Below are 26334 nucleotides of genomic sequence, written 5' to 3' on the forward strand. Positions count from 1 at the left end.
CGCCTTCAAGCGGTCGGCAAAAGCGGAATGGATACGCGGCGCGCGCGTCGCAACGGCACCCGGCACGATCGACCGACGCAGAAAAAAGGGCGGCTCGCCGCCGCCCTTCGTCTTACCGCCCGGCGCCCGCCGGCGGCACCGCAGGCTCGAACAACGCGTCGGCCTGCCGCACGCGCACGAAGCGCGCCGCGCCGTCGCCGTCCACCAGCGCGCGAAAATGCGCTTCGCCGCACGCGAGCTTCGCGCGTTCGTGCTCGCTCGGCACCTGGCCGTCCGCATTCGGCGTATCGACGACGAAGTACAGCCGCTCGCCGCCGTCCTGTTCCGCGAGCACGGCCCAGTCGGGGTGATAGCTGCCGAGCGGTGTCTGCACGCGGAACCACGCGGGCAGCTTCGCGTACAGCTTCACGCCGTCGTGCGCCTCGAGCGCGTCGGCGAACGCGCGCTCCGCGTCCGTCTCGCACACGACCGCTTCGTGAATCGACTTCCGCGCATCGGGCCGCAGGTTGCGCAGATAACCGGTCAGCGCCTCGCTCTCGAACGATTCGAGCGCATGCACGTGGCGCTCGCCGAGCTTGCGGTACGCGATGCCCGCGACGAGCGCGTGGCGCTTGCAGCGGTTGATCGCCTCGGCCGCGACCGCGATGAACTGCTGCGGATTCACGCGGAAATCGTCGAGCCGGCCGCTGTCGGCCAGGATCGTCGCGAGCGAACGGCGCGTGAGCTGCGTGCGGTCCTGCAGCTCGGTGAGCAGGTCGGGCAGCGGCAGCTCGCCTTCGTCGATCAGCACCGTGCCGGCGCCGGCCACCTCGATCGCCTCGATGCCGGCCTTGCCGATGTCGATCTCGGCCTTGCGCCACTGCAGCCGCGCACGCGCGATGTCCGGCGCATCGCGCAAGGCGGCCGCGCAGTCGCGCACGAGTTTCGCGTTGTCGAACTCGACGCGGTACACGGTGCGATGGCGAATCCGGTCCCACAGCGACCGGAAATCCTCGCCGAACACGACGGCCTTGCCCGACGCATCGCGCCGCAACGCGATCGCGCGGCGCTCGTCGGCGTTGCGCACCGTGAAGCGGCCCGACAACTTGCGCAGCGTCGCGACGATCGGCGCCCGCAGCCTCTCGAACGCCTCGGGCAGCACCAGCGCGCTCTGGCGCAGTGCATCCTTCAGCCGGTCGAGCACCTTGCCCTGCACGTCGACGTAGCCCTGCTCATGCAGGTGGTTCCACAGCACGCGCGACAGCTCGATGCCGAGCGCGTGCGCGGGCCCGTCGGCTTCCTGCACGGGCAGCGCCGCGAACTGGTGTTCCTCGACGATCCCGAAACGGATGCCCGTATCGGCCTCGATTTCCTTCTGCAGGTTTTCCGCGAACGACTCGTAGCGCTCGGTCGCGATCACGGTGAGCGTGTTCACGCCCGCGTCGCGCACGCGTTCGCCGTCCTGGTCGACCGCGAGGCGCAGCCCGCGGCCGAGCGTCTGGCGGCGCTCGCGCTCGGTCTGGATGTCGCGCAGCGTGCAGATCTGGAACACGTTCGGGTTGTCCCAGCCTTCCTTCAGCGCCGAGTGCGAGAAGATGAACTTCAGCGGCGTGTCGAACGACAGCAGCGCTTCCTTCTCGCGCATGATCAGGCCGTACGCGCGCTCCGCGTTCTCGCGCGCCGCCGCGCTGCTTTCGCTCGTGTCGGTCCAGCCGCCCTTGCGGTCGATCGAGAAGTAGCCGTTGTGCGCGCGCCCGACTTCGAGCGCGACGTCGACGCCGTCGAACAGCGCACGGTAGGCCGGCACGCGTGCCGCGCGCGCATATTCCTCCTCGAAGATCAGCGCGTAGTCGCCCTTCACGGGCATCCCGTTCTCGTCGTAGCGGCGATAACGCTCGACCGAATCGACGAAGAACAGCGACAGCACCTTCACGCCGCGCTCCGCGAGGCGCAGCTCCTTGTCGAGATGCTCGCGGATCGTGCGGCGGATCATCTCGCGCTGCACGGCGAGCGTGTCGATGTCGCCGAACGCCTCGCCGAGCGACAGGAACGCCTCGCCTTCCGGATGGCGCAGCTCGACGTACTCGGCACCCTTTACCGCGTGCACTTCGCCGATCCGCAGCCCCGCATACAGCGCGCGCCGGGTCAGGCGTTCGAGATCGTCGCCGTCGGTGACCGTCACGATCTGGCGCTTCACGCCGGCCGCCGTCGCGACGTCGAGCTCGACGCGCGCGCTGATCGCGCCGCGCCGGTTCGACACGCCGACGAGCCGCACGTACGGCTTGTTGTGCGCATCCTCGACGATCGCCGACGCGATCTCGATCTGCTTGACGAGCTTGCGCTCGTACGCGTCGACCGCGTCGAGCCGGTACACCATGTGGTGACGGTCGACGTGCGTGGCCGAGTAGCGCAGCGTGCAGAGCGGCGCCATCGCGGCGAGCGCTTCGCGGCCGCGCCCTTCGAGCCCGCCGTCGACGCTCTGCGGCTCGTCGACGATCACGATCGGCCGCGTCGCGCGGATCAGGTCGATCGGCTTCTCGCCGCCGGTCTTCTCGCTGTCCTTGTAGAGGTTGTTGATTTCCTTCTTGTTGATCGCGGCAACCGTCATCACCATGATCTGGATCGCCGCGCTCGCCGCGAAGTGGCGCACCTGGCCGAGCTTCGCGGAGTCGTACAGGAAGTAGTCGTACGGCACGCCCGCGTACAGCGCGCGGAAGTGATCCTCGGTGATGGACAGCGTCTTGTGCACGCCTTCCTTGATCGCGATCGACGGCACGACGATCACGAACTTCGTGAAGCCGTAGCGGCGGTTCAGCTCGAAGATCGTGCGCAGGTACACGTAGGTCTTGCCGGTGCCGGTTTCCATCTCGACGGTGAAGTCGCGCGAGCCGGGCAGGGCGGACGGCGGCAGGCCGCCGCGCAGCTGCACGTCGGCGAGATTGCGCGCGAGCGCGTCGTCGGTCAGCGACAGCCGGTTGCCAACCCCTTGCTCCGACACCGCGAAGCCGAGCGAGCCTTGCGCCGCGGCCGTCGTGCCGGGCGCGGCGTTCGCGAGCACGCTGAAGTCGCCGCGATACGATTCCTGGCCGCGAAACAGGTCGCAGACGGCGTCGATCGCCTCGCGCTGGTAGTCGAGATCCGCTTCGAAATGCAGCCGCATCACAGGCTCCGCACGCGCTTCACGCCGTGCTGTTCGAGCAGCGCGGCGAGATTGAGCTTCGCGACGTCGTCGACGAAGCCGCTGTCGCGGAACAGGCACGTGACGTCGCGCGTCGCGCCGGTTGCGTCGAGCAGGTCGACGATGCCGTCGGCGAGCGGGCCCGCGTCGTCGCGCGCGATGCGCGCATCGAAGCACGCGACGATCGCGCGGCCGATCAGGTGCACGGTCTTGCCCGCCACCTGGTGATGCTCGACCGGCGTGCACAGGTCGAGGCCGAGCTTCAGCGTCAGCTCGGCGAGCAGGTCGTCCTCGGTGCGGCCGGTCTTCACGTGCTCGACGGATGCGAAAAGGGCGTGGTCGAAATCGTCGCGGCGCGGATCCCACTCGATCACGTTGGTGGTGTCGAGCCGGTACACGCGAAAGCCCAGGTCGCCATAACTTTCCGGATAGTCGCGCGCGACCTGCTGCGCGGCGCGGCGCAGGCGCTCCTTGGTCACTTCGGCGAGCGTCAGCGGCTTTTTCAGCTTCGCGCAGAAATCGGCGGCCGCCTGCTGCGTCTTGTCGCGGCGGTCGAGCGCCTCGGGCAGCTGCACGAGGATGTAGCGGCGCGCGCCGCCGTCGGTGGCGTTCACCTGCATCACCGCGTGGCCGGTCGAGCCGGAGCCCGCGAAGCAGTCGAGCACGATGTCGTCGCCGCGCGTGCACCAGCCGATCACGGCCGCCGCGAAATCGACCGGCTTCGGCAGGTCGAACGGGATGCCGAGCGTCTTCAGGAGCGCGTCGTCGGAGCCGGCGAACGGCAGCACCGACGGCACGTTCTCGTACATGTTCTCGTCGAGGTAGTAGATCCGCTGCGGCTGCGTGGTCTCGTCCGCGCCGAATTCGATCTGGCCGCGCTCGATCAGCGCCTGCATCGTCGCGGGCGGGTTGCGCCAGCCGCGCGCGGGCATCGCGCACGGCTTGCCGGTGACCGGATGGATCAGCGGCGTGAAATACTCTTCCGGCGCCTTCTTCTTGTTCGGCCAGGCCATCGACACGAGGCGGTACACGCGGCCTTCCTCCGACAGCCGGTCATACATCACTTCGCCGCCGGACAGGTTGGTCTGCGCCTTCATCCACGCGCGATACGCCTTCTGCGCGTCCTTCGCGTTGCCGCTGCGGTACATGGCGTCGTGCGCGGCATCGAGCATGCGCTGGGCGTTGCGCTTCGGGCGCTTGAGCGGCGCGCGTTCGAGCAGCGTCTCGGCGTTGCGCGCGAACAGCACCAGCGATTCGTGCTGGTATGCGACGCCGCGCGCGTCGCCCTTCGGATTGCGCTTGTCCCACACGGCCACGCCGAGCTCGTTCTCCTCGCCGAAGATCTCGCGCAGCATCAGCACGAGCGCATGCACTTCATGCTCGTCGATGTGCACCGCGATCAGCCCTTCGTCGGACAGCAGCGCGTGCGCGAGCTTCAGGCGCGGATACATCATGTTCAGCCAGTCGGTGTGGAACCGGCCGTTCGCCTCGGTGTTGGTGCTGCGCTTCACGCCGCCCTGGGTCTGCCCGGTCATCGCCAGGTAGTGGCGGATGCTGTCGCTGAAGTCGTCCGGATAGACGAAATCGCTGCCGGTGTTGTACGGCGGGTCGATGTAGACGAGCTTCACCTTGCCGGCATAACTCTTGTGCAGCAGCTTCATCACGTCGAGGTTGTCGCCCTCGATCACGAGGTGGCGCGTGTCGTCCCACGCGACGCTGTCGTCGGGGCAGGGCCGCAGCGTGCCGGTCGACGGCGTGAGCGCGGCCTGGCGCGCGCCGCGCTTGCCGTGCCAGTGGAAGCCGTAGCGCTCGTCGGCGTCGCCGACCGTGCGTTCGCCGACCAGCGCCTTGAGCACGTCGACGTCGACCGACGCGCCGTCCGGCCCTTCGGTCACGAGTTCGGGGAACAGCGCCTTCAGGCGCGCGACGTTGTCGGCGGTGAAATCCGTCGACATCGCCTGCGGGCTGGCCGCATCGAGTTTCTGCATCGTCTTTTCCATCGGAGCCCGGCCGCGCGCGCCAGGACGTCGGGCGCGCTCACGGCACCGGCGGCAATGGCCACCCGGGCAAACCCGAAACGCTAGCGAGTCGGTCGGCGCAGGTCAAGCGCCGATGTGGGCCGAGCGCGCGGGCATCGGCCGCGATCGCCCGCCGGACGGGCCGCCAGCGGATTCGGGCCGGTTGTCGCACGCAGCGGCCGGCGGCCGTGCCGCGGGCGTTCAGCGGCGCGCTGGAAAGCACGAAAAAAAGGGCACGGTTGGCGTCTGGCGCCGGCGTGCCCGCATGGAGAATCCCGGATGGAGGGTGCGGCGGGGCCCGGCAGGCCCCGCCCGGATGGCCGGCGCTCCGATCAGAAGCGCGTGCGGATGCCCGACGTCAGTTCGAGCTGGTTCTTCGCGCCGAACGTCGACGACACCGTGTAGCCGCCGTGCAGCTTCATGTAGTCGCCGGCCAGGTACACCTCGGTGCGCTTGCTCAGGTGATAGAACACCGACCCGTAGATCGTCTCCTTGAAGCCGTTGGCGACGCCGTTGGTCAGGCTGAACGCGCCGAGGTTCGCGTTCGGCGTGAAGCCGTCCGCGTTGTTCGCGGCATTCTTGACGCGCATCTGCTGGTAGCCGAGCTCGTAGTCGAGCGCGCCCGGCGGCGCCACCTTCACCGACACCGTCCACGAATCGTCGTGGCGCTGGCCGAGCGAGCCCTGGTCGCCGTTGTAGCGGAAGTAGCCGGCATTCAGGCGCACGATGCTGAACGTGTAGTTGCCGCCGACCGAGAACGTCTGGTTCCGGAAGCCGTTGTGGTTCACGTGGTTGTAGAAGCCCGACACGTTAAACGGCCCGCCGTTGTAGCCGAGCGCGGCCTGGTACGCGGAGCCGGTCGCGAACGAGGTCGAGTTGCTGAACTGGTAGCCGGCGCTCGCGAAGATGCCGTTGCTGAACAGCTTCTTCCACGCGATGCCGTTGTTGTAGCGCGTACCGGTCGGGCCGGCCGCGTAGAAGATCATCTGCTTGAAGTTGTTCGAGTTGGTCCAGCCGCCTTCCTCGGTCGACAGCTTCGCGGAGCCGTACGGGTCGCCGTAGATCGCGGCCGAATCGCGCGCGATCGTGTTCTGGAAGCCGGCCGTCAGCTTGCCGAAGCGCTCGTCCTCGACACCCACCCATGCGTCGCGGTCGAAAATCTGGCCTTCGTCTTCCATCTGGCCGTTCGCGACCACGAATTCGCTTTCGAGGCGGAAGATGACCTTGGTGCCGCCGCCGATGTCTTCGGCGCCGCGCAGGCCCCAGCGGCTGCCGCTGAACCAAGGCTCGCCTTCGTTGCCCATCCCGATCACGTGATTGCCGTTCGCGTCGGCGTGGGTCCGGTAGGTCGGAAAGCTCAGGTCCATCAGCCCGTAGAGCTGCACGCTCGACTGCGCATGCGCCTGGGTGCCGGCGCACAGGCCGGCCGCCGCGATGGAAAGGGCAAGGGTTTTTCGTTTCAAGATCGTCTCCTCCGAGCTGCCGCATTGAAATCTGGTCGTTGGCAGTACGTAATGTATGCCTATGCCGACTCTTGCCGGCCACAGCGAGAGGGCCGACGCGTAGCATCGTAGAGCGTGCAATCCTTCACGACGCTTTCCCGGACGCAACAATCGGATCGGTGAAAACACCGAACGCGCGACCATCACGGATCGGGCGGGCGCGCGCAAGCGGGCCTGCCGGGCATCCGGCTGGCCTGGTCAACCTTTCGTGCTACGAATCGACGTTTCGTGCGACGGGAGCGCGCCCGTCAGTCCTGCGTGCTCTTCATGCGCAGGATGTAACCGAGCCCGCGCAACGTGATGATTTCGGCCGTGCTGCCCGCGAGATGCTTGCGCAGCCGGTGGATGTAGATGTCGATCGCGTCGGCGCTCGGCTCGTCGTCGAGCGCGAACACGCTGTCCATCAGCCGCGCCTTCGACACCGTCTTGTTCTGCTGCAGCATCAGCGTTTCGAGGATCGCATGCTCGCGGCGGCGCAGCGCCAGCACCGTTTCGCCGCAGCGGAATTCGCGCGTGCCGAATGCGTAGACGAGGTCGCCGCACACGAGCTGCGTCGTGCCGACGCCGGCCTGCCGGCGGATCAGCGCGCGGATTCTCGCGACGAGTTCGCGCGACTCGAACGGCTTCACGACGTAATCGTCGGCGCCCGCGCCGAAGCAGTCGACCTTGTCGTCGACCGAACCGTGCGCGGTCAGCATCAGCACCGGCACGTTGTCGTTGCGGCGCCGCAGCCGCGCGAGCACCTCCTTGCCGCTGATGCCGGGCAGCCGCATGTCGAGCAGCACGGCGTCGTAGCGTTCGGTCTTCAGCACGGTGTCCGCGCGTTCGCCGTCGCCGACGCAGTCGACCGCGAAATCCTCGCCGCGCAGCAGGTTCACGATCCAGTGCGCGAGTTCGGCGTTGTCTTCGACCAGCAGGAGTTTCATGACGGCTTTCTCTTCAATCGTAGGCGGGCAGCCGTACGGTCACGACGATACCGCGATTGCCGGGCCCCGGCGCAAGCGACGCGCTGCCGCCGTGCGCCTGCGCGATCTCGCGCACGATCGCGAGGCCGAGGCCCGAGCCCTCGGTGTCGGCCGACACGCGGTAGAACCGCTTGAACACGTGCGGCCGCGCTTCGGCCGGGATGCCGGGGCCGTTGTCGACCACGTCGAGCACGACCGCGTCGCCGTCGCGCCGCGCGCAGACGGTCACGCAGCCGCCCGGCTGCGTGTAGCGCACCGCGTTGTCGACGAGGTTCATCACCAGCGCGGTCAGCAGGCTGTCGCTGCCGGCGACGTCGAGCCGCTCGCCGAGATCGGCGCCGAGGTCGATGTCGCGCCGCTGCGCAAGCACGATCGTCTCTTCCAGCACGCTCGACACCACGGCCGCGAGATCGACGCGATGGGTCAGGAGCGTCGACGGCGTCGCTTCCGCATGCGCGAGCAGCAGCAGCTTGTCGGTCACGTCGGCCATCTTGCGGCTGCTGCGCTGCATGCTGTCGAGCACCGCCGCCAGCTCAGGATCGTCGTGCCCGCGCTGCTGCGCATACTGGATCTGCGTATCGAGCACCGCGATCGGCGTGCGCAGCTGGTGCGCCGCATCCGCGATGAAGCGGCGCTGCGTGGCGGTGTGCATGTTGAGCCGCGCGATGCACTGGTTGATCGCGTCGACGATCGGCCGCAGTTCGTGCTGCAGCCGCTCGGGGCGGATCGGCTCCAGCTCCATCGGCCCGCGGTCGGCCACGTCGTCCTTCAGCTTCATCAGCGGACGCAGCTCGAACGTGAGGCCGAGAGTCACGAGCACCACCGCGAGCACCAGCATCAGCGACAGCCGCACGAGCTGCGGCCGCCAGATCGTCGCGACCATCGCGCCGTGCGAGCGCGTCGTCTTCGCGACGACCACCGTGACCGTCTCGACCTGTCCCTCGTCGTACAGCTGGCGATCGTAGGCCACCGCGCGCAGCGGCACGCCATCGAGCGACGTGTCGTACAGCGTCGGCTCGACGCCGTGCCGCGCGGGCAGCTCGAGCGCCGGATTGCCGGCGAGCAGGCGCTCGTGGCCGTCGATCACCTTGTAGAACACCGAATCGCCCGACGGCGACTCGAAGATCTCCAGCGCGGCCGGCGGCACGTCGGCCATCGGCCGTCCGTTGCGCCATTCGACGTCCTCGCCGATCGTGCGCGCCGATGCGACGAGCGCGCTGTCCTGCACGAGCCCGGCCGTGGTCCGCGCGGTGTCGTACGACATCGCGCCCGCGATCAGCACGAACACCGCGAGCGGCAGCAGCAGCCACCACAGCAGCCGCCCGCGCAGGCTGTGCGCCATCCCGTTGTGCTCCTTCTCCGCAATGCCGAACCGCGCCGGGGTCGCCGGCGCGGTCGGAAGTGTCATGTCAGGCGTGCACCGGCGGCGTTCAGAACGCCGCGGGCCGCCACTTCAACAGCCGCTTCTCGAGCCAGGTCAGCAGGTAGTCGGCGGCCAGCGCGACCACGGCCAGCACGATCATCGCCGCGAACACGCCGCTCGCGTTGAACGCGCCCTGGGCGGTGGAGATTAGCAGCCCGATGCCCTGCTTGGAACCCAGGAATTCGCCGACCACCGCGCCGACCAGCGCGAAGCCGAAACTCACGTGCAGGCTCGCGAGAATCCAGCTCAGCGCGGACGGGATCACGACGGCCGTGGTGATCTGCCGGCGCGACGCACCGAGGATCTGCGCATTCGCGATCAGGTAGCGGTCGGCTTCGCGCACGCCCTGGAACGCGTTGCCGAACACGACGAAGAACACCATCACGACGGCCAGCGCGATCTTCGACGCCATCCCGAGGCCGAGCGCGATCACGAAGATCGAGCCGAGCACGACGCGCGGAATCGAGTTCGCGATCTGGATGTACAGGCCGAACACGTCGGCCATCAGCTTGTTGCGGCCGAGCACGATCCCGCAGATCACGCCGGCGACCGAGCCGATCACGAAGCCGATCCCGGTTTCCTCGAGCGTGACCCATACCTGCGTGAGCAGCGGGCCCTGCGACGTGCCGTTCACGAACCAGTCGCGGATCTGCTCGAAGATCAGCGACGGCATCGAGAAGAAGAACGGATCGATCCACTTGAGCCGCGCGGCGAGTTCCCACCCGCCCAGCACGACGACCAGCACGGCGATCCGCAGCGTGACGATCAGGTTGCGCCGGCGTCGCAGCCGGCGTTGCGCGGCGCGCTCGTCGTCCTCGAGCGTCGTCGCCGGAATGGCGGTGGGGGGAAGCGTCATGTCGGTCATGCTCCTGTCCTTGCTGTCCTTGCCGTGCGGCGTATGCGTCAGCCGATCTGCACTTCTTCGCGCAGGTCGTGCCAGATGTCCTTGGAAATTTCGATGAAGCGCGTGTCGTAGCGGATCTCCGACGTGACGCGCGGGCGCGGCAGGTCGATCTCGTACACGCGCTTGAGCGTCGCGGGGCGCGCGGTCAGCACGAACACGCGGTCGGCGAGCGCGATCGCCTCTTCGAGATCGTGCGTGACGAACACGACCGAGCCCTTGTTCGCGGACCAGAGCTGCAGCAGCTCGTCCTGCATCAGCGTGCGCGTCTGCATGTCGAGCGCGGAGAACGGCTCGTCCATCAGCAGGATTTCCGGCTGGTTGATGAAGGTCTGCGCGAGCGCGACGCGCTTCCTCATCCCGCCGGACAACTGGTGCGGGTAGTGCTTCGTGAACTTGTCGAGGCCGACCTTGCGGATCCATTCCTCGGCCTGCGCATACGCGACGTCCTTCGAGCGGCCGCGAAACAGCGGGCCCGCCGCGACGTTGTCGATCACGTTGCGCCACGGGAACACCGCGTCGGCCTGGAACACGAAGCCGATGCGCGGATCGATCCCGTCGACCGGACGGCCCATCACGCGCACTTCGCCCGACACGGGCTTGAGCAGCCCGGTGATCAGGTTCAGCGTCGTGGACTTGCCGCAGCCGGTCGGCCCGACGATCGCGATGAACTCGCCGCGCGCGACGCTCATGCTGAAGTCGCGCAGCGCGACGGTGGCCTTGCCTTCCGGCGAAATGAAGCGGCACGACACGTTGCGAAACTCGATCGCCGGTGTGCTCGGGGAGACTGCCTGGTTCATCGCATTCGTCCTGCGGGTGAAGAGGGCGTCGCAGCGTGGCGACGCCGGGCCGGCCAGCCGACCGGAACGGGGAGCGCACGGCGGCGGGATCGCCGCCGCCGGCGCCGCGCGTTACTTCGCGTTCACGAAATCGTTCGTGAAAGTGCGCGCGAGGTCGATGTGCTTGCCCTTCACCGACGGGTTGAACGCGGACAGCACCTTCAGCACGGTCGCCGGGCCGTCGGCCGGCATCCTGCCGTCGGCCGTATACATCGGCAGCGACGCCTTCAGCGCGGACACGTACAGCGCCTTGTCCTTCTGGTAGTCGGCCGGCATCTTCGCGGCGATGTCCTCGGCGCTGTGCGTGTGGATGAACTGCATCGTCTTCGCGAACGCGTGCGCGAGCTTGGTCGCTTCCGCCTTGTGCGCATCGGCCCACGCGGACTGCACGTACAGGCTCGCGGCCGGGTAGGTGCCGCCGAGCGCGGCGCGCGTGCCTTCCAGCGTGCGCAGGTCGACCAGCACCTTCGCGTCGCCCATCTTCTCGAGCGCGGACACCGTCGGCTCGGTCGTCATGCCGGCATCGATGCGGCCCTGCTTGATCGCGGCGATGAAGCTCGCGTCGGCGCCGACCGGCAGCATCGTGTACTGCGTCGACGGCACGCCGTGCTGCAGTGCAAGGTATTGCGTGAGGAAGCTCGTCGACGAGCCGAGGCCCGTCACGCCGAGCGTCTTGCCCTTCGCGTCGGCCATCGACTTGAACGTCGGCGCGGCCTTGGTCGACACCATCTCGACTTCGCCCGGCACCTGGCCGAACACGGCGATCGCCTTCACGTCCTTGCCCTTGCTCTGCAGGTCGATCGTGTGGTCGTAGAAGCCGACGACGCCCTGTACGGCGCCCGCCAGCAGCTCGTTCTCGGCGTCGACGCCGGCCGGCTGCGACAGCAGCTCGACATCGAGCCCTTCGGCCTTGAAGTAGCCGAGCTCCTGCGTGAGCCGCGCGGGCAGGTAGATCAGCTTCGCGATCCCGCCGACCATGATCGTGATCTTGCCGCCGTCGTCGGCGAAAGCGGGGTGAGCGGCAAGCGCGCAGCTCAGGCTGGCTGCCACGGCGAGGGTGCGCAGGATGGGTCGCATCGGGTCGTCTCCGTTCGTTGTATTCGTCTGGCGCGATGCGTGCTGCATCGTCACGACGAGTATAGGGACGCGAAACCTTCCGCTACCTTTCGCGGGCCGGCGATTCCTTTAGGGGTTTTCCAGCAACGGGGGCCGGATGCGGCTAGCGCCAGCCGGTCAGCGTCCGCCCCATCGCATCGAGCCCCATGTCGAACAGGTGCGACACGAACGGCACGAGGTTCGGGATCATCAGTTGCACGAGCAACAGCCCGACGAGCATCGTGACGGGGAAGCCGACCTGGAATACGCCGATCTGCGGCGCCGCGCGGTTCAGGATGCCGAGCGCGAGGTTCGCGATCAGCAGCGCGGTGACGACCGGCAGCGCGAGCAGCAGCCCCATCTCGAACACGGTCGCGCCGAACGCGGCGAGCGTGCGCCAGCCTGGCGCGTGCAGCAGGTCGGCCGACACCGGCAGCGACTGGAACGATGCGGCGAGCGCCGCGAACACCTGCAGGTGGCCGTCCACCGCGAGGAACGCGAGCATCGCGATCGCGTTCAGGAAGCGGCCCAGCACCGGTGTCGCCCCGTTCGAATGCGGATCGAAGAAAGTCGCGAAACCGAGCCCCATCGACAGCCCGATGAAGTCGCCGGCCGCCTCGACGGCCGCGAACACGAGCTGCATCGTGAAGCCCATCGCGATGCCGATCAGGAACTGCGTGACGACGATCCAGATGCCCTGCGCGGAGAACACGGTGACGTCCGGCATCGCGCCGAGCGTCGGCGCGACGACCAGCGCCATGAACGCGGCAATGCCGATCTTCACGCGCACGGGCACCGACGCGTGGCCGACGACGGGCGCCGTCGCGACGAGCGCGAGCATCCGCACGAACGGCCACAGGAAGGCGGTGAGCCAGCCGTTGAGCTGCGCGTAGGTAACCGAGAACATGGCCGCCGGGCGGTGCGCGCGGCTCAGCCGGCGCCGAGCGTCGCGACGTGCAGCAGCGTCTGGCGCAGGTAGTCGAGCATCGTCGTCAGCATCCACGGGCCGGCGATCACGAGCGTCGCGGCGACCGCGAGCAGCTTCGGGATGAACGACAGCGTCGATTCGTTGATCTGCGTCGCGGCCTGGAACAGGCTCACGACGAGGCCGACCACGAGCGCGACCAGCAGCAGCGGGGCCGCGAGCAGCAGGCCGATCATCATCGCCTGGTGCGCGAGGGTCATCACTTGTTCGGGCGTCATCGCGCGAATCCTCCGCCGCTTACGTGAAGCTCTGCGCGAGCGAGCCGATCAGCAGCTGCCAGCCGTCGACCAGCACGAACAGCATCAGCTTGAACGGCAGCGACACGGTGGACGGCGACACCATCATCATCCCCATCGACATCAGCACGCTCGCGACGACCATGTCGATGATCAGGAACGGGATGAAGACCGTGAAGCCGATCTGGAAGCCGGTCTTCAGTTCGCTCGTGACGAACGCGGGCACCAGCAGCGACAGCGGCACGTCCTCGGGGCCCTGCATCGGCGCGGCCTTCGAGATCTTCGCGAACAGCGCGAGATCGGTCTCGCGGGTCTGCTTCAGCATGAAGGTCTTGAACGGCGCGACGCCGCGCTGCACGGCCTGCTCCATCGGCATCGAGCCGTCGGAGAACGGCTTGTAGCCGTCGTTGTACGCACGGTCGAGCACCGGCGACATCACGAAGAAGGTGAGGAACATCGCGAGGCCGACGAGCACCTGGTTCGGCGGCGTCGTCGCGGTGCCGAGCGCCTGGCGCAGCAGCGACAGCACGATGATGATGCGCGTGAAGCTCGTCATCATCAGCAGCATCGCCGGCAGGAACGACAGCATCGTGAGCAGCAGCATCGTCTGCACGCTCAGCGAATAGGTGGTGCCGCCGTGCGGGCCCGGGCTCGCGTTGAACGCGGGCAGGCCGTTCGCCTGCGCGCAGGCGAGCGCCGGGGCGAGGCAGAGGATCAGCACGGGCGCGACGCGCGCCGCGCGACGCAGGAATGCGTGTTTCATCGGAATGCGGAGACGGAAAGAGGGCGCGGCGCCATGTCAGCGGTCCTTGCCGCGACCGAGGCGCTTCACGGCTTCGCCCGCGAGCGCGTCGCGGAACCGCGAGCCGAACGTGCCGGGCAGGCCGCCGTCGGACGGGTTGCCGCTGGCGGGCGCGTCGGCCGAAGCCGGCGCCGCTGCAGTGGCCGAAGCCGAGCCGGCCGGCAGCGTATGCAGCAGGCGCACGCTGCCCGGCGCGACGCCGAGCACGAGCCAGGTGTCGCCGATCTCGACGATCGTCGCGTTTTCCTTCGCGCCGACCGCGACGCTCGACACGACTTTCAGCGGGCCGCCGCGCCGCGCGGGCTGGAAGCCGAAGCGGCGCGCGAGCCACGCGCATGCGAACACGAGGCCGATCACGACCGCGAGCCCGACGAGCGTCTGCAGCACCGCGCCGATGCCGAGCGACGGCGCGGCCGAGCCGACCATCACGCTCGATGCGATCGAGCCGGCATGGTTCACCGCGTTCATGTCGGCGGCCCCGGCCGGCGTGCACGCGAGCGATGCGGCGACGGCAGGCGCCGCCGCTGCAATCGCGTTGCGCACGCGGCGGCCGGGCTTCACGACGGTCATCGATTCAGCTTCCGGATGCGTTCGGCCGGCGTGATGATGTCGGTCAGGCGGATGCCGAACTTGTCGTTGACGACCACGACCTCGCCCTGCGCGATCAGGCAGCCGTTCACGAGCACGTCCATCGGCTCGCCGGCGAGGCCGTCGAGCTCGACGACGGAACCCTGCGCGAGCTGCAGCAGGTTGCGGATCGCGATCTTCGTGCGGCCGAGCTCCACGGTCATCTTGACCGGGATGTCGAGGATCATCTCGATGTCGTTGTGCGTCGAGCTCGCGGCGGCCTTCGACAGCGGCTGGAACACGCCGGCGCCCGTCGCGCCCGCCTGCACCGGCTGCTGGTTCTGCTCGGCGAGTGCGGCCGCCCAGTCGTCCAGGCCGGGATCTTCCTCCGCCGCGGCCGGGGCCGCCTGCGCGTCGCCGGCCGAAGCCGCGAGGGCCGCGTCGGCCATCGCCTGGATGTCGTCGTCGGGCGTCTGGTTCAGCTCACTCATATCCACCTTCCTTCATCGTATCGCCCGCGCTGATCATCTTCTGCACGCGCAATGCGTATTGACCATTGAAAATTCCGTAGCCGCATTCCATCACCGGCACGCCGTCGACCTTCGCGGTGATCGTGTCCTCGATCTCCAGCGGCAGCACGTCGCCCGCGCGCAGGTTCAGGATCTTCTCGAAGGTCGACGAGATCTCGGCGAGATTCGCGGTCAGCTCGACCTCGGCGGCCTGCACCTGCTGCGACAGCACGCGCACCCAGCGGCGGTCGACTTCGAGCGCCTCGCCCTGGATCGGCGACGCGAGCACGTCGCGGATCGGCTCGACCATCGAATACGGCATGCAGATGTGCAGCGTGCCGCCCGTCGGCCCGAACTCGATCGAGAACTGCGTGACGATCACGATCTCGTTCGGCGTCGCGACGTTCGCGAACTGCGTGTGCATTTCCGAGCGCACGAATTCGAACTGCAGCGGCCGCACGCTCTTCCATGCGGTCGTGTAGTGCTCGAACACGAGGTTCAGCAGCTTGCCGATGATCCGCTGCTCGGTGGCCGTGAAATCGCGGCCCTCGACGCGCGTGTGGAAGCGCCCGTCGCCGCCGAACAGGTTGTCGACGACGAAGAACACGAGGTTCGGGTCGAACACGAACAGCGACGTGCCGCGCAGCGGCTTCACGTGCACCAGGTTCAGGTTCGTCGGGATCGGCAGGTTGCGGGTGAACTCGCTGTACTTCTGCACCTTCACCTGGCTGACGGAGATTTCCGCCGTGCGCCGCATGAAGTTGAAGATGCCGATCCGCAGCAGGCGCGCGAAGCGGTCGTTGATGATCTCGAGGCCGGGCATCCGGCCGCGGACGATCCGCTCCTGCGTCGCGATGTTGTAGGGGCGGACGCCCGATGTGTCGCGCTGCTCGTCGACCGAATCGGCTTCGCCCGTGACGCCCTTGAGGAGGGCATCGACCTCCTCCTGGGACATGAACTCCTGGTGACCCATACGCGCTCCTTTGGCGGCCGCGTTACTGGACGACGAATTCGGTGAACAGCACGTCGTCGACCTTCGCGCGCTGGTTGCCCGGCTGCGTCGGCTGCTCGATCAGGTCCCGCAGTTCCTTCGCGAGCGAGCGTTTGCCGTCCGGCGTCGCGAGTTCCTCGGGATGCTTGTTCGACAGCGCGAGCAGGATCCGGCTGCGGATCTCCGGCATCCGCGCGGTCAGTTGCTCCTGCGCCTTCGGATCGGTGAGCTTCAGCGACAGGCCGACGCGCAGGTAGTGCTGCATGCCGTCGTCGGACTGCAGGTTCACGGTCAGCGGGTCGAGCGGGAAGAACACCGGCGCGGCCAGCGGCGGCGGCTCGGCCGGCGCGCTCGCATGGCCGACGCCCGCCTTGCTCAGGAACACGTACATGCCGCCGGCGGCGGCGGCAGCCGCGCCCAGCGCGATGACGGCGATGAGCGCGATGCGCTTGAACTTGCCGGACGAAGCCGGCTTGTCGGCGGTCGGGTTTGCAGTCGTGGAGGCCATGTGAATGCGTGCGTGATGTCTCGTAGCATGCATTGTTCGGCATCCGGGCCGAGCCCGATGGGCGGAAAAGAGGGGGGATTTGCGGCTATCTCAGCCGATTGTCGGCCGGATGCTGGGCAGCGGGGCCGGCGGAGCGCGGCGGGACGGCGCGCCGGGCGGGCGTCGGCCGGCCGGCGCGGGGGTGTCAGATCGGCAGCAGCGTGAGCAGCGGCGCGATCAGCACCATCGCGACGCCCGCGATCATCATCGTCAGGCTCGACACGACGCCTTCCTCGCTGCCGATCTCGCGCGCCTTCGCGGTGCCCACGCCGTGGGCGGCCGCGCCGAACAGCGCGCCGCGCGCGAGCCGGGTGCGCATCGGCACGAGTGCGAGCACGAGCTCGCCGAGCAGCATCCCGCAGAGGCCGGTCGCGATCACGAAGAGGGCCGTGAGGTCCTTCGGCGCGTGGATCTTGTCCGACACGGCGAGCGCGAACGGCGTCGACACCGAGCGCGTCATCAGCGAGCGCTGCAGCTCGGGCGACAGGTGCAGCAGCTTCGCGAGCAGCAGCGACCCGCATACGCCCGCGGTGATCCCGACCGCGACGCCGACCGACAGCGACAGCCAGTGGCGGCGGATCAGGTCGCGATATTCATAGATCGGCACCGCGAACGCGATCGTCGCCGGGCCGAGCAGCCACATCAGCCAGCGCGTATCGCGGAAGTAGACCGAATACGGGATGCCGGTCAGCAGCACCAGCAGCACCAGCACGCCCGGCACGAACACGAGCGGCGAGAACAGCAGCGTCTTCTTGTACGCATAGAGCCGCTTCGACACGAAGTACAGCACGACCGTCAGCACGAAGCAGCCGAGGGAGATCGCGGTGTTCACGCGGTCGGCGGGCAGGTTCGATAGCGCGGCGAGCATGGTCGGCTCCGGCTCAGTGCGCGGACACGGCGCTCAGGCGCGCGCGGCGGCGTTCGGCGAACACGCGCTGCGCGGCGAACCGGCGTTCGAGCTTCGCGGCGAGATCGACCGCGACGGCCACCGCCACCATCACGAACGCGGTGCCGGCGAGCATCACCAGCGCGATGCGCCAGCCGTCCTCGCGGAACAGCCCGCCGTACTGCACGGCCGCGACGGCGGCCGGCACGAAGAACAGCAGCATGTCGGACAGCAGCCAGTTCGCGCCGTCCTTCACCCACGCGGGCGCGACGCGGCCCGAGAACAGCAGCACGAGGAGCACCGCGAGGCCGATCACGCCGGACGGAATCGGCAGGCCGATCTTGCGCACGGCCCAGTCGACGGCCATCCACAGCGCGCCGAGCGCGGCGGCCTGCAGCGCAATCCGGCCCGTATGCGCAAGGCTGCCCGAAGCGGCAGGGCGGGCGGCGGCAGCGGCGATCGGCTTGGTCATGGCGGGCTCCATACGGAATAGTGCGTCGATGGTGTGAGTATAGGGTTTCCCCTAACCATAAATAAAATGACTTGTCTCTATCCTTATCATTCCAATTCGGAATTCGGTTTGGGCTTTCCGCACCAATTTGGGGAGATATCGATGGAATTGCGCGCGCTGCGGTACTTCGTCGAGGTGGTTCGCCAGCAGAGCTTCACGGCGGCGGCCGACAAGCTGTTCGTCACGCAGCCGACCATCAGCAAGATGGTGAAGGCGCTCGAGGACGAGATCGGTTCGCCGCTGCTGCTGCGCGACGGCCGCCAGATGGTGCTGACCGATGCGGGGCGGATCGTGTTCCAGCGCGGCCAGGACGTGCTCGCCGCGCAGGCGCAGCTGCAGTCGGAGCTGAACGATCTCGGCACGCTCGGCCGCGGCGAGCTGACGATCGGCATCCCGCCGCTCGGCGGCTCGCTGTTCACGCCGATCATCGCCGCATACAAGCAGCGCTATCCGAACATCGAGCTGAAGCTGTTCGAACAGGGCGCACGGATGATCGAGGCCGCGCTGACGTCGGGCGAGCTGGAGCTCGGCGGGTTGCTGGAGCCGGTCGATCCCGGCACGTTCGAGCGGCTGCCGATGGTGCGCGCGCCGCTGTGGCTCGTCGCGCCGCGCGAGTCGCGCTGGGAGGACCACGCGGCCGTGCCGCTCGCCGACCTGGCGCGCGAGTCGTTCGTGTTCTATGCGGAGAGCCTCGCGCTGCACGACGCGGTGCTCGATGCGTGCCGGCAGGCGGGCTTCACGCCGTCGATCGTGAGCCGCAGCGGCCACTGGGATTTCATGGCCGCGCTCGTGCATGCGGGCGTCGGCATCGCGCTGCTGCCCGAGCCGTATTGCCGGCGGCTCGACGTGGGCCAGTTCACGTGCCGGCCGATCGTCGAGCCGGAAATCACGTGGGCGATCGCGCTCGGCTGGCTGAAGAAGGGCTACCTGTCGCACGCGGCGCGTGCGTGGCTCGACGTCGCGCGGGCGACGCTGCCGATCGCGCCCGGCGACGATCTGGCGTTCGGCGGGCTGCGGGCGCGGGAGTGACGGCCGGCCCTGCGTGCGGCGCGATCAGACGTGTCGAATCGGACCCGGATACCGGGCCACCGTGGGGTCGTGCGTGAGTGGCGTGATGCCTTCCGACGTCACCTGGGCAACCAGCAGCCGGTCGAACGGGTCGCGATGCCGCCCTCAGTGCCCCATCGCCGGCCCCGCGCCCTTCCTCGGTTTCGTGATCCACACGAGCGCCGCCAGCGCGATGAACATCACCGCCGACAGGTGGAAGAAGTCGTTGGTGGCCATCATGAAGCCCTGCTGCGTGACGAGCTGGTTGAGCTGCGCGTTGGCCGTCTGCCCGACGATGCCGAGCTGCGCGAGCGCGCCCTGGTAGTCGGTCGTGTTCTGCGCGTAGATGCTCACCGATTCCGACAGCCGCGCATGATGGTAGATCGCGTCGTTCTCCCAGAACGTCGAGCTGGCCGCGGTGCCGATCGCGCCGGACAGCGTGCGCAGGAAGTTCGACAGCCCCGACGCGCTCGCGAGCCGCTCGTCGGAGATGCTCGACAGCGTGATCGTCGTCATCGGCACGAAGAAGCACGCGACGCCGATCCCCTGCACGAGCCGCGGCAGGATCACGTGGTTGAACGGCACGTCGAGCGTGAACGTCGCGTTCCACAGCGACACGCCCGCGAACACGATGAACGCGAAGCTCGCGACCATCCGCAGGTCGAGCCGGTGCATGTTGCGGCCGATCAGCGGCGACAGCACGAGCGCGAGCAGCCCGACGGGCGCGGTCGCGAGGCCGGCCTTGCCGGCCGTGTAGCCCATCACGGTCTGCAGCCACAGCGGGAAGATCACGACCGAGCCGAAGAACGCCATGAAGCCGAACGAGATGATCAGCGCGCCGAGCGCGAAGTTGCGGTCCTTGAAGAGCGACAGGTCGACCACCGGCTCCTTCTCGGTCGCCTCCCACACGAGCATGAACGCGAGCGACACGACCGCGATCAGCGCGAGCGCGACGATGAACGACGAGTTGAACCAGTCGCGGTCCTTGCCGAGGTCGAGCATCATCTGCAGGCACGACACGCCGATCACGAGCAGCGCGAGGCCGATCGCGTCGATCCGCTGCTTCGACGTCTTCGTCTCGCGGCCGCGCAGCAGGAAATACGCGCAGGCCGCGGAGAAGACGCCGATCGGCAGGTTGATGTAGAAGATCCACGGCCACGTGTAGTTGTCGCTGATCCAGCCGCCCAGCAACGGGCCGAAGATCGGCGCGACGATCACCGTCATCGCCCATAACCCGAGCGCGAGCCCGCGCTTCGCGGGCGGATAGCTGCGCATCAGGATCGTCTGCGACAGCGGCACCATCGGCCCCGACACGAGGCCCTGCAGCAGCCGGAACGCGATCAGCGTCTCGAAGTTGGTCGCGAAGCCGCACAGCGCCGACGCGATCGTGAACGCGAGCACCGACAGCGTGAACAGCCGCACCTCGCCGACCCGCCGCGCGAGCCAGCCGGTGAGCGGCACCGCGATCGCGGACGCGACCGAATACGACGAGATCACCCACGTGCCTTCGCTGGTCGCGACACCGAGGCTGCCCGAGATGGTCGGCACCGCGACGTTCGCGATCGACGTGTCGAGCACTTCCATGAAGGTGCCGAGCGCGAGCCCGATGGTGAGCAGCGCGAGCGTCCCGCCGGACAGCGGCGCGGGTTCGGCGGCGGGGGAGGCGGCGGATGCCGTGGTGGCGGACATCGGAATCTCCTAGAGGCGGCGCGCACGACGCGCCGGCACAACGCACGGGCGTGCGACGCAGCGCAACCCGGCCGGGTGGAACGAAAAAGGGGAAAAGCGCAGCGCGTGTCCTGTCATCTTCTGCCCAGACAGAGAAATAAGCGAATGATTAACCTAGACATGGGGCCTCCGCGCGCGTCAGGCGTCTTCGTCGGGTTTCGGGCAGCCGGTCGAGCCGGGCCCGTTGGCGATGAAGCGCTGCAGCAGGCCGGTGAGCGTCGCGAGTTCGTCGGCCGAGAAGCCGTCGAGCTGCGCGTTGAGCACGGTCGCGACCAGCGACGGCAGCGCGCGGGCCGCGTCGGCGCCGCGCTCGGTCAGCGTCAGCTCGATCATCCGGCGATCCTGCTCGCTGCGCGAGCGGGCGATCAGCCCCTTGCGTTCGAGCCGGTCGAGCATGCGCGTCATCGAGCCGCTGTCGTACGACATCTTGCGCGACAGCTCGAACGGCGTGCGCGCATAACCGCGCGACAGCAGCAGGATCACGCCGATCTGCTGCGCGGTGAGGTCGAGCGGCTCGAGCGCGCGATCCATCCGCTCGACGAGCGCCTGCTTCGCCTTCGACAGGTAATAGCCGAGGCTCGTTTCCAGCGCGATGTTCTCGGGATCGTAGAGGCCGCCGGTCATACGATTGCGCGCGCAGCAATAGTGCGTTTCAGGTTAAAACGCGCCCAGTATCTTGAAAAATGATTGCTTAGTCAATATTATTTGAGGCAACCAGTTACGACGTGCATGTTGCACTGCCGGAGACTATGTTCTGACCGATGCGCCCGCGCTGCCGGGCACCCGAGGATGTTCGCGATGCTGTTCCTGAAAAATGCCGCCGGCGCGCTGCGCCGCAACCTGACCGATACCGCTCATCATGTGTTTTCCGGGCCGCACCGCGGCTGGAAGATCGCGCTGTACGTGACGATGCTGGTCGTGCCGGGCGGCTCGCTCGCGGCGCTCGGGTTCGCCTGGTTCGATCATCGCCGGCAGCGCAACGCGAAGGGCGGCGCCCGCCGCACGAGCCAGCCGGCCGCCACGGAGCCGTCGACATGGCGCGCCGCCGCCGAGCCCATCCCGGTGCCGGCGCGCTGCCACTGACGTCGCCCCGCCACCGTTTTCCCGTCTGATCCGGCCGGGCGCCCGCCGCGCCACGCGTGGCCGGCGCCGCACGCCCGTCTTCCCGCAAGCGATCCGTAATGGCCGGTAAACCGGCCGGCCGCGCCGGTAACACAATCCGGCCCGCGCGCACCGTACCCTTAGGGCTGCGCGGCTTCCCCGCCGTCAGTTACCATTTGTCCGCCAGCGGCATGACGACCGCATCGCGCGACGCCGCTCGCCGGCCGTCACGCCCAGACAGGAAAACCACCATGCCGTACGCCTCCCTCCCGCGCGCCCTTCGCCCGCTGAGCGCCGCCGTCGCCGTCGCGACGGCCGTGCTGCTCGCCGGCTGCGCCGTCGGGCCCGACTACCACCGGCCCGACACGTCGATTCCCGCAGCCTTCAAGGAAGCGCCGGCCGGCTGGAAGGTCGCGCAACCGGCCGACCGCACCGACCGCGGCCCGTGGTGGACGGTCTACAACGATCCGCAGCTCGACGCGCTGATCGGCAAGCTCAACGCCTCGAACCAGACCATCGCGCAATCGGCGGCCGCCTACCGGCAGGCACGCGCGCTCGTCACCGAAGCCCGCGCCGCGTATTTCCCGACGGTCGGGCTGACCGCGTCGGGCTCGCGCGCCCGCACGCCGCGCACGTCGGTGTCGTCGGGCTCGTCGAGTTTCGGCAGCGGGTCGTCCGGGTCGATCAACAACAGCTACAGCGTCGGCCTCGATGCGAGCTGGGAGCCCGACCTGTGGGGCAAGGTGAGCCGCACCGTCAGCGCGCAGCGCGCCGGCGAAGCGGCGGCGGCGGCCGATCTCGCGAACGCGCGGCTGTCGCAGCAGGCGCTGCTCGCGCAGACCTATTTCCAGCTGCGCACGTCCGACGCGCTGCAAAAGCTGCTCGACGACACCGTGAAGTCGTACGAACAGTCGCTGAAGCTCACGCAGAACCAGTACGCGCAGGGCGTCGCCGCGCGCGCGGACGTGATCCAGGCGCAGACGCAGCTGCAGAGCGCGCAGGCCGCGCAGATCGACAATGGCGTCGCACGCGCGCAGTACGAGCACGCGATCGCGACGCTGATCGGCGAACCGGCGTCGACCTTCTCGCTGCCGCCGAACCCGCTCGCGGCCGAACCGCCGATCACGCCGGTCGACGTGCCGTCCACGATCCTCGAACGCCGGCCGGACATCGCGGCGGCCGAACGCCGCGCGGCGGCCGCGAACGAGCAGATCGGCGTCGCGATCGCGGCGTTCTTCCCCACGCTCACGCTGTCGGCCACCGGCGGCTTCCAGAGCTCGGTGTGGTCGCAGCTGTTCACGCTGCCGGCGCGTTTCTGGACGGTCGGCCCGCAGCTCGCGGCCACGCTGTTCGATGCCGGGCTGCGCGCCGCGCAGACCGATGCCGCGCGCGCGACCTACGACCAGGATGTCGCCGCGTATCGCCTCGCGGTGCTCACCGCCTTCCAGGACGTCGAGGACAACCTCGCGTCGCAGCGCATCCTCGCGCAGGAAATCGACGTGCAGCGGCAGGCCGTCGACAGCGCCGAACACTCGCTCGCGATCGTCACGAACCAGTACAAGGCCGGCACGGTCGCGTACCTGAACGTGCTGACCGCGCAGACCACCGCGTTCACCGCGCAGCAGAAGCTCGCGACGATCGCCGGCCAGCGGATGGTGTCGTCGGTCGGGCTCGTGAAGGCGCTCGGCGGCGGTTGGGACGTGTCGGACCTCGCGCGCGAGAACGGCGGCATGGCGGCGCCGGCCCCCCTGCCGGCATCCGGCGCGGCCGCGACGCCGCTCGCGCAGAAGTAAGGGCAGCGGGCGACGCGCGGGTCAGCGCTGCGCGTCGCCGAAGATCAGCGACACCGCGTTGTTGCCGATCGGGTGGCCGAGCAGGTTCAGCAGCCCGGCGAGGTTCGCCTGCTGCTCGGGCGCCGCATGCGCGGTGCCGCGGAACGATCCCTGGCCGGGGCCGAAGCTGCCGTGGCCGTCGAGAAACAGCGGGCCCTGCGTCGTCGACAGGTCGAGATCGGCGCCCGCGCCCTTCGCCTGCAGCACCGCGCGGTACGAACCGAGCGGCTTCACGCGCGACACGCGCGAACTCATCGAGTCGATCGTCACCGTCAGCTGGCCGAACGCGTTGCTGCCGAACAGGCGCCAGTCGCTCCAGCCGATCCGCACGTCGCCCTGCAGGTCGAGCGTGTTGAACGGCGTGCCGAGCCCCGCGAGCAGCGATGCGGGCACGGCCATCGTGCCCGCCGACAGCACCGCGCCGCGCCATGTCGCATCGAGCGTCACGGCATCGGGCATCGCCTCGGTCTGCCGCATGCGCATCTGCACGCGCCCCGTCAGCAGCGGCCAGAAGCGCGTGGTCCATTCGACCCGGCCCGGCAGCAGCGTCGCCGCGCTCTGGTCGGCGCCCGGCGCGAGCATCAGCGTGCCCGAGCCGTGCCACAGCGACCCGTCCGGGTCGACGAGATTCACGTGTCCGCCGGTCGCGCGCGCGAACTGCGGCGCGATCCATGCCGCCGGCGCGAGCGCGACGAGCGTCACCGCCGTCGCCAACCCGCCCGCCAGTGCCCACGGCAATACGGCGGCGAGCCGCCTCATCCCCGGCCTCATCGGCCGACCGCCGCTTGCGTCATCCACTGCGTCATTTATTTCTGTACGGAAGGTTGCATCACGGCCGTCAGGTCGACCTGGCCGTCGTCCTTCAGCGCGGTCGCGTGCGCCTCGCCGACCTGCACCTTGAACTGCCGGCGCGCATCGTCGAGCCACTGCGTCCACGCCGGGAACGACACGTTCTTCATCTGCACCTGCACGCCGTTGCCGACGATCTGCACCTGCGCCCCCTGCAGCCCGTGATCGGACAACGACGCGGTCAGCGCGTCCTTCAGCGCGAGGCCGGTCGGCGCGACGCCCTGCGCGGCGGCCGCCAGCGACTTCGCCTCGTTCGCCTGCGCGGTCATCTGCGCGAGTTCGTGACGCATCGCCGGCAGCTCCCGCTGGATTCGTGCGCGGCCTTCCTGCGCGGGCGACCACAGCACCGAATACGCGATCGCAACGGCCAGCACGGCGCCGCCCCAGCCGAGCAGCATCTTCTCGCGCGGCGAGCGCTCACCCCAGAACTGGGCCAGCGTCTGGTTCAGTTGTTCGGTTTTCATGAGCGGCTCCGGATCGTCCATTTGCCCGTGTTGCTGTCGACTTCGCCGGACAGTCCGTTGCGCGCGAGGCGCTGCGTGAAATCGGGATCGACCTTGACCTCAGGCTTGAAGCCGACGTCGAGCCGCCGGTCGTGATAGTCGAGCGACGCGATGCCGTTCAGCGGCAGCGCGCCCATCGAACGCGACAGCCCGCTCGCCAGCGCGAGGAAATCGTTCGGCGACAGCTCGCCGGCCGCCAGGCGAAGCTGGTCGAGCTGGCGCTGCATCTGCGCGGGCGGATCGAGCACCGTCGTCGTCTTCGGGAACGCGGACAGCAGCGTTTCGGTGATCTGCGCGGACAGCGCATCGCGCTCGCGCGACAGCTTCCACCAGTGCAGGTTCATGCCGATCACCGCGACGCCGAGCGTCACCGCGAGGAGCGCGAGCGGCACGCGCAGCCGCTTCACCGTCGCGCGGTCGAAGCGCCACGGCTGCGACTCGAATTCGAACTGGCACAGATCGAACTTCTCGGTGAGCGCGCGGCGCGCGAACGTGTCGAACGGCAGCGGGGCGGCGCCCGGCAGCAGCGCCGCGTCGGACCGGCCGACCGACGCGAGCCGCGGTTCCGCACCCGGTTCGCCGAGTTCGTACAGTTCGACGTCGCCGCCGCGGGCGAGCGCGGCCAGCGTGCCGGCCGCGCGCGCCGCGGGCGCCGCGAAGCCTTCGCCGAGTGCGCCGCGCGCCACCGCGAGTTCCAGGCGCGGCGCACCGGCCGCGGCCGGCTGCGCGCCGGCTTCGACGAGCACCGGTTCGACCGACGTCGCGAGTCCGAGCACCGCGGCAACCGTCGCCGGACGGGCGACCGGCTCGAGCGCCTCCGTGGCGAGCGCGGCGGCATCGGCCGGCGCGACCGGTGCCGGTTCGGCCGACGCGCGCGGCGCCGGCAGGCAGCGCGTCGCGGGCACCGCGCTCAGGTGCCGGTGGCCGGCCGCCGTGAACGCTTCGCAGATCGTGCGGAACCACGCGCGATCGACGACGGCCAGCACGCGGCGCCCGTCGGGCAGCGCGACCGGATCGAGCGCGATGTGGCAGCCGAGCGGATCCTGGATCAGCTGATCCTCGACGATGTTGGGCAGCGCCTGGCGCAGCTTCGGCCCCTTCAGCGGCGGCACGGCCGTGGCCAGCAGCAGCACGTCGCGCGCGGCGACGATCAGCACCGTCGCGTTCGCGCGCGGCAGCAGCGCGAGCGCGGCACGTCCGGCGCGCTGCACCTGGCCGGCCTTGTCGACGAGCGTGAACGGCAGTTCGGGCCACTGCCATTCCTGCAACGGCACGGCAGGCTCGCGCGGCGGCAAAGAAACAATCAACGTGCTCACAAGAGCTCCTCTCCCGATTGGCGT

25 protein-coding genes are annotated in these 26334 nt (G+C 68.9%); 3 read left to right on the forward strand and 22 right to left on the reverse strand.

The genetic code is table 11. The features are described 5' to 3' along the window. Positions 1-112: 112 nt before the first annotated feature. From HWX00_RS23355 to HWX00_RS23435, 17 genes are all read right to left on the reverse strand, one after another. Positions 113-3139: a type III restriction-modification system endonuclease gene (locus tag HWX00_RS23355; RefSeq protein WP_175028926.1), complete on the reverse strand. Its 3027-nt coding sequence runs from the start codon at positions 3137-3139 to the stop codon at positions 113-115. Further along, a complete protein-coding gene (locus HWX00_RS23360; protein ID WP_069705834.1) occupies positions 3139-5157 on the reverse strand; it encodes a site-specific DNA-methyltransferase in 2019 nt (672 codons plus the stop codon). The genes HWX00_RS23355 and HWX00_RS23360 overlap by 1 nt, the downstream gene beginning before the upstream one ends. Before the next feature lie 350 nt (positions 5158-5507). Next, a complete protein-coding gene (locus HWX00_RS23365) occupies positions 5508-6638 on the reverse strand; it encodes a porin (protein ID WP_034188219.1) in 1131 nt (376 codons plus the stop codon). A 287-nt stretch (positions 6639-6925) separates the two neighbouring features. After that, positions 6926-7603 (reverse strand): response regulator, encoded by a 678-nt coding sequence (locus HWX00_RS23370; RefSeq protein ID WP_034188218.1) that lies wholly within the window; start codon positions 7601-7603, stop codon positions 6926-6928. Positions 7604-7616: 13 nt separating this feature from the next. Further along, the gene (locus HWX00_RS23375) at positions 7617-8984 is read right to left on the reverse strand and encodes a sensor histidine kinase (protein ID WP_034188262.1); all 1368 of its coding nucleotides are present in this window, start codon (positions 8982-8984) and stop codon (positions 7617-7619) included. 88 nt (positions 8985-9072) lie between these two features. After that, positions 9073-9930, reverse strand: a complete 858-nt coding sequence (locus HWX00_RS23380; protein WP_124608637.1) for an ABC transporter permease — start codon at positions 9928-9930, stop codon at positions 9073-9075. A 38-nt stretch (positions 9931-9968) separates the two neighbouring features. Beyond that, positions 9969-10766 (reverse strand): ABC transporter ATP-binding protein, encoded by a 798-nt coding sequence (locus tag HWX00_RS23385; protein WP_011350460.1) that lies wholly within the window; start codon positions 10764-10766, stop codon positions 9969-9971. Positions 10767-10877: 111 nt separating this feature from the next. Then, complete coding sequence (locus HWX00_RS23390) at positions 10878-11882, reverse strand: ABC transporter substrate-binding protein (RefSeq protein WP_034188260.1); 1005 nt, start codon at positions 11880-11882, stop codon at positions 10878-10880. Between the two features lie 142 nt (positions 11883-12024). Then, positions 12025-12807: a flagellar biosynthetic protein FliR gene (fliR, locus tag HWX00_RS23395; protein WP_034188217.1), complete on the reverse strand. Its 783-nt coding sequence runs from the start codon at positions 12805-12807 to the stop codon at positions 12025-12027. Between the two features lie 23 nt (positions 12808-12830). After that, complete coding sequence (gene fliQ, locus HWX00_RS23400) at positions 12831-13103, reverse strand: flagellar biosynthesis protein FliQ (RefSeq protein WP_034188216.1); 273 nt, start codon at positions 13101-13103, stop codon at positions 12831-12833. A gap of 19 nt (positions 13104-13122) precedes the next feature. Next, on the reverse strand, positions 13123-13884 hold the full coding sequence (gene fliP / locus HWX00_RS23405; RefSeq protein ID WP_034188215.1) for a flagellar type III secretion system pore protein FliP: 762 nt from the start codon (positions 13882-13884) through the stop codon (positions 13123-13125). Positions 13885-13920: 36 nt separating this feature from the next. After that, the gene (gene fliO, locus HWX00_RS23410) at positions 13921-14493 is read right to left on the reverse strand and encodes a flagellar biosynthetic protein FliO (RefSeq protein ID WP_175028927.1); all 573 of its coding nucleotides are present in this window, start codon (positions 14491-14493) and stop codon (positions 13921-13923) included. Further along, a complete protein-coding gene (fliN, locus tag HWX00_RS23415; RefSeq protein ID WP_034188213.1) occupies positions 14490-14981 on the reverse strand; it encodes a flagellar motor switch protein FliN in 492 nt (163 codons plus the stop codon). Before fliN ends, fliO begins: the two co-directional genes overlap by 4 nt. Then, on the reverse strand, positions 14974-15972 hold the full coding sequence (gene fliM, locus HWX00_RS23420) for a flagellar motor switch protein FliM (RefSeq protein WP_034188212.1): 999 nt from the start codon (positions 15970-15972) through the stop codon (positions 14974-14976). The genes fliN and fliM overlap by 8 nt, the downstream gene beginning before the upstream one ends. Before the next feature lie 22 nt (positions 15973-15994). Then, positions 15995-16531, reverse strand: coding sequence for a flagellar basal body-associated protein FliL (gene fliL / locus HWX00_RS23425; protein WP_049033962.1), 537 nt, complete (start codon positions 16529-16531; stop codon positions 15995-15997). A 151-nt stretch (positions 16532-16682) separates the two neighbouring features. Beyond that, the gene (locus HWX00_RS23430) at positions 16683-17405 is read right to left on the reverse strand and encodes an LrgB family protein (RefSeq protein WP_034188210.1); all 723 of its coding nucleotides are present in this window, start codon (positions 17403-17405) and stop codon (positions 16683-16685) included. Between the two features lie 13 nt (positions 17406-17418). Next, on the reverse strand, positions 17419-17895 hold the full coding sequence (locus tag HWX00_RS23435) for a CidA/LrgA family protein (RefSeq protein ID WP_175028928.1): 477 nt from the start codon (positions 17893-17895) through the stop codon (positions 17419-17421). Between the two features lie 141 nt (positions 17896-18036). On the opposite strand from HWX00_RS23435, the gene HWX00_RS23440 reads away from it, so the two are divergent. Then, positions 18037-18963 (forward strand): LysR family transcriptional regulator, encoded by a 927-nt coding sequence (locus tag HWX00_RS23440; RefSeq protein ID WP_034188209.1) that lies wholly within the window; start codon positions 18037-18039, stop codon positions 18961-18963. Between the two features lie 144 nt (positions 18964-19107). Here HWX00_RS23440 and HWX00_RS23445 read toward each other — a convergent pair whose 3' ends face one another. Next, positions 19108-20670, reverse strand: a complete 1563-nt coding sequence (locus HWX00_RS23445; protein ID WP_034188208.1) for a DHA2 family efflux MFS transporter permease subunit — start codon at positions 20668-20670, stop codon at positions 19108-19110. Positions 20671-20847: 177 nt separating this feature from the next. Further along, a complete protein-coding gene (locus tag HWX00_RS23450) occupies positions 20848-21333 on the reverse strand; it encodes a MarR family winged helix-turn-helix transcriptional regulator (RefSeq protein ID WP_034188207.1) in 486 nt (161 codons plus the stop codon). A 174-nt stretch (positions 21334-21507) separates the two neighbouring features. Here HWX00_RS23450 and HWX00_RS23455 point away from each other — a divergent pair, with 174 nt between their 5' ends. Then, positions 21508-21792: a multidrug ABC transporter ATPase gene (locus tag HWX00_RS23455; RefSeq protein ID WP_080287836.1), complete on the forward strand. Its 285-nt coding sequence runs from the start codon at positions 21508-21510 to the stop codon at positions 21790-21792. A 269-nt stretch (positions 21793-22061) separates the two neighbouring features. Beyond that, entirely contained in the window at positions 22062-23603 is a 1542-nt protein-coding gene (locus tag HWX00_RS23460) for an efflux transporter outer membrane subunit (protein WP_049030953.1), read from the forward strand. A 21-nt stretch (positions 23604-23624) separates the two neighbouring features. Here HWX00_RS23460 and HWX00_RS23465 read toward each other — a convergent pair whose 3' ends face one another. From HWX00_RS23465 to gspL, 3 genes are read right to left on the reverse strand one after another with little or no spacing between them, the layout of a single operon-like run. Next, positions 23625-24413: a type II secretion system protein N gene (locus tag HWX00_RS23465; RefSeq protein ID WP_069705836.1), complete on the reverse strand. Its 789-nt coding sequence runs from the start codon at positions 24411-24413 to the stop codon at positions 23625-23627. Positions 24414-24448: 35 nt separating this feature from the next. Beyond that, positions 24449-24955 (reverse strand): type II secretion system protein GspM, encoded by a 507-nt coding sequence (gspM, locus tag HWX00_RS23470; protein WP_034188258.1) that lies wholly within the window; start codon positions 24953-24955, stop codon positions 24449-24451. Beyond that, positions 24952-26310, reverse strand: coding sequence for a type II secretion system protein GspL (gene gspL, locus HWX00_RS23475; protein ID WP_034188203.1), 1359 nt, complete (start codon positions 26308-26310; stop codon positions 24952-24954). The genes gspM and gspL overlap by 4 nt, the downstream gene beginning before the upstream one ends. Positions 26311-26334: the final 24 nt, after the last annotated feature.

It is taken from the genome of Burkholderia seminalis DSM 23518 (assembly GCF_902832885.1).
Taxonomy (GTDB): Bacteria; Pseudomonadota; Gammaproteobacteria; order Burkholderiales; family Burkholderiaceae; genus Burkholderia; species Burkholderia seminalis.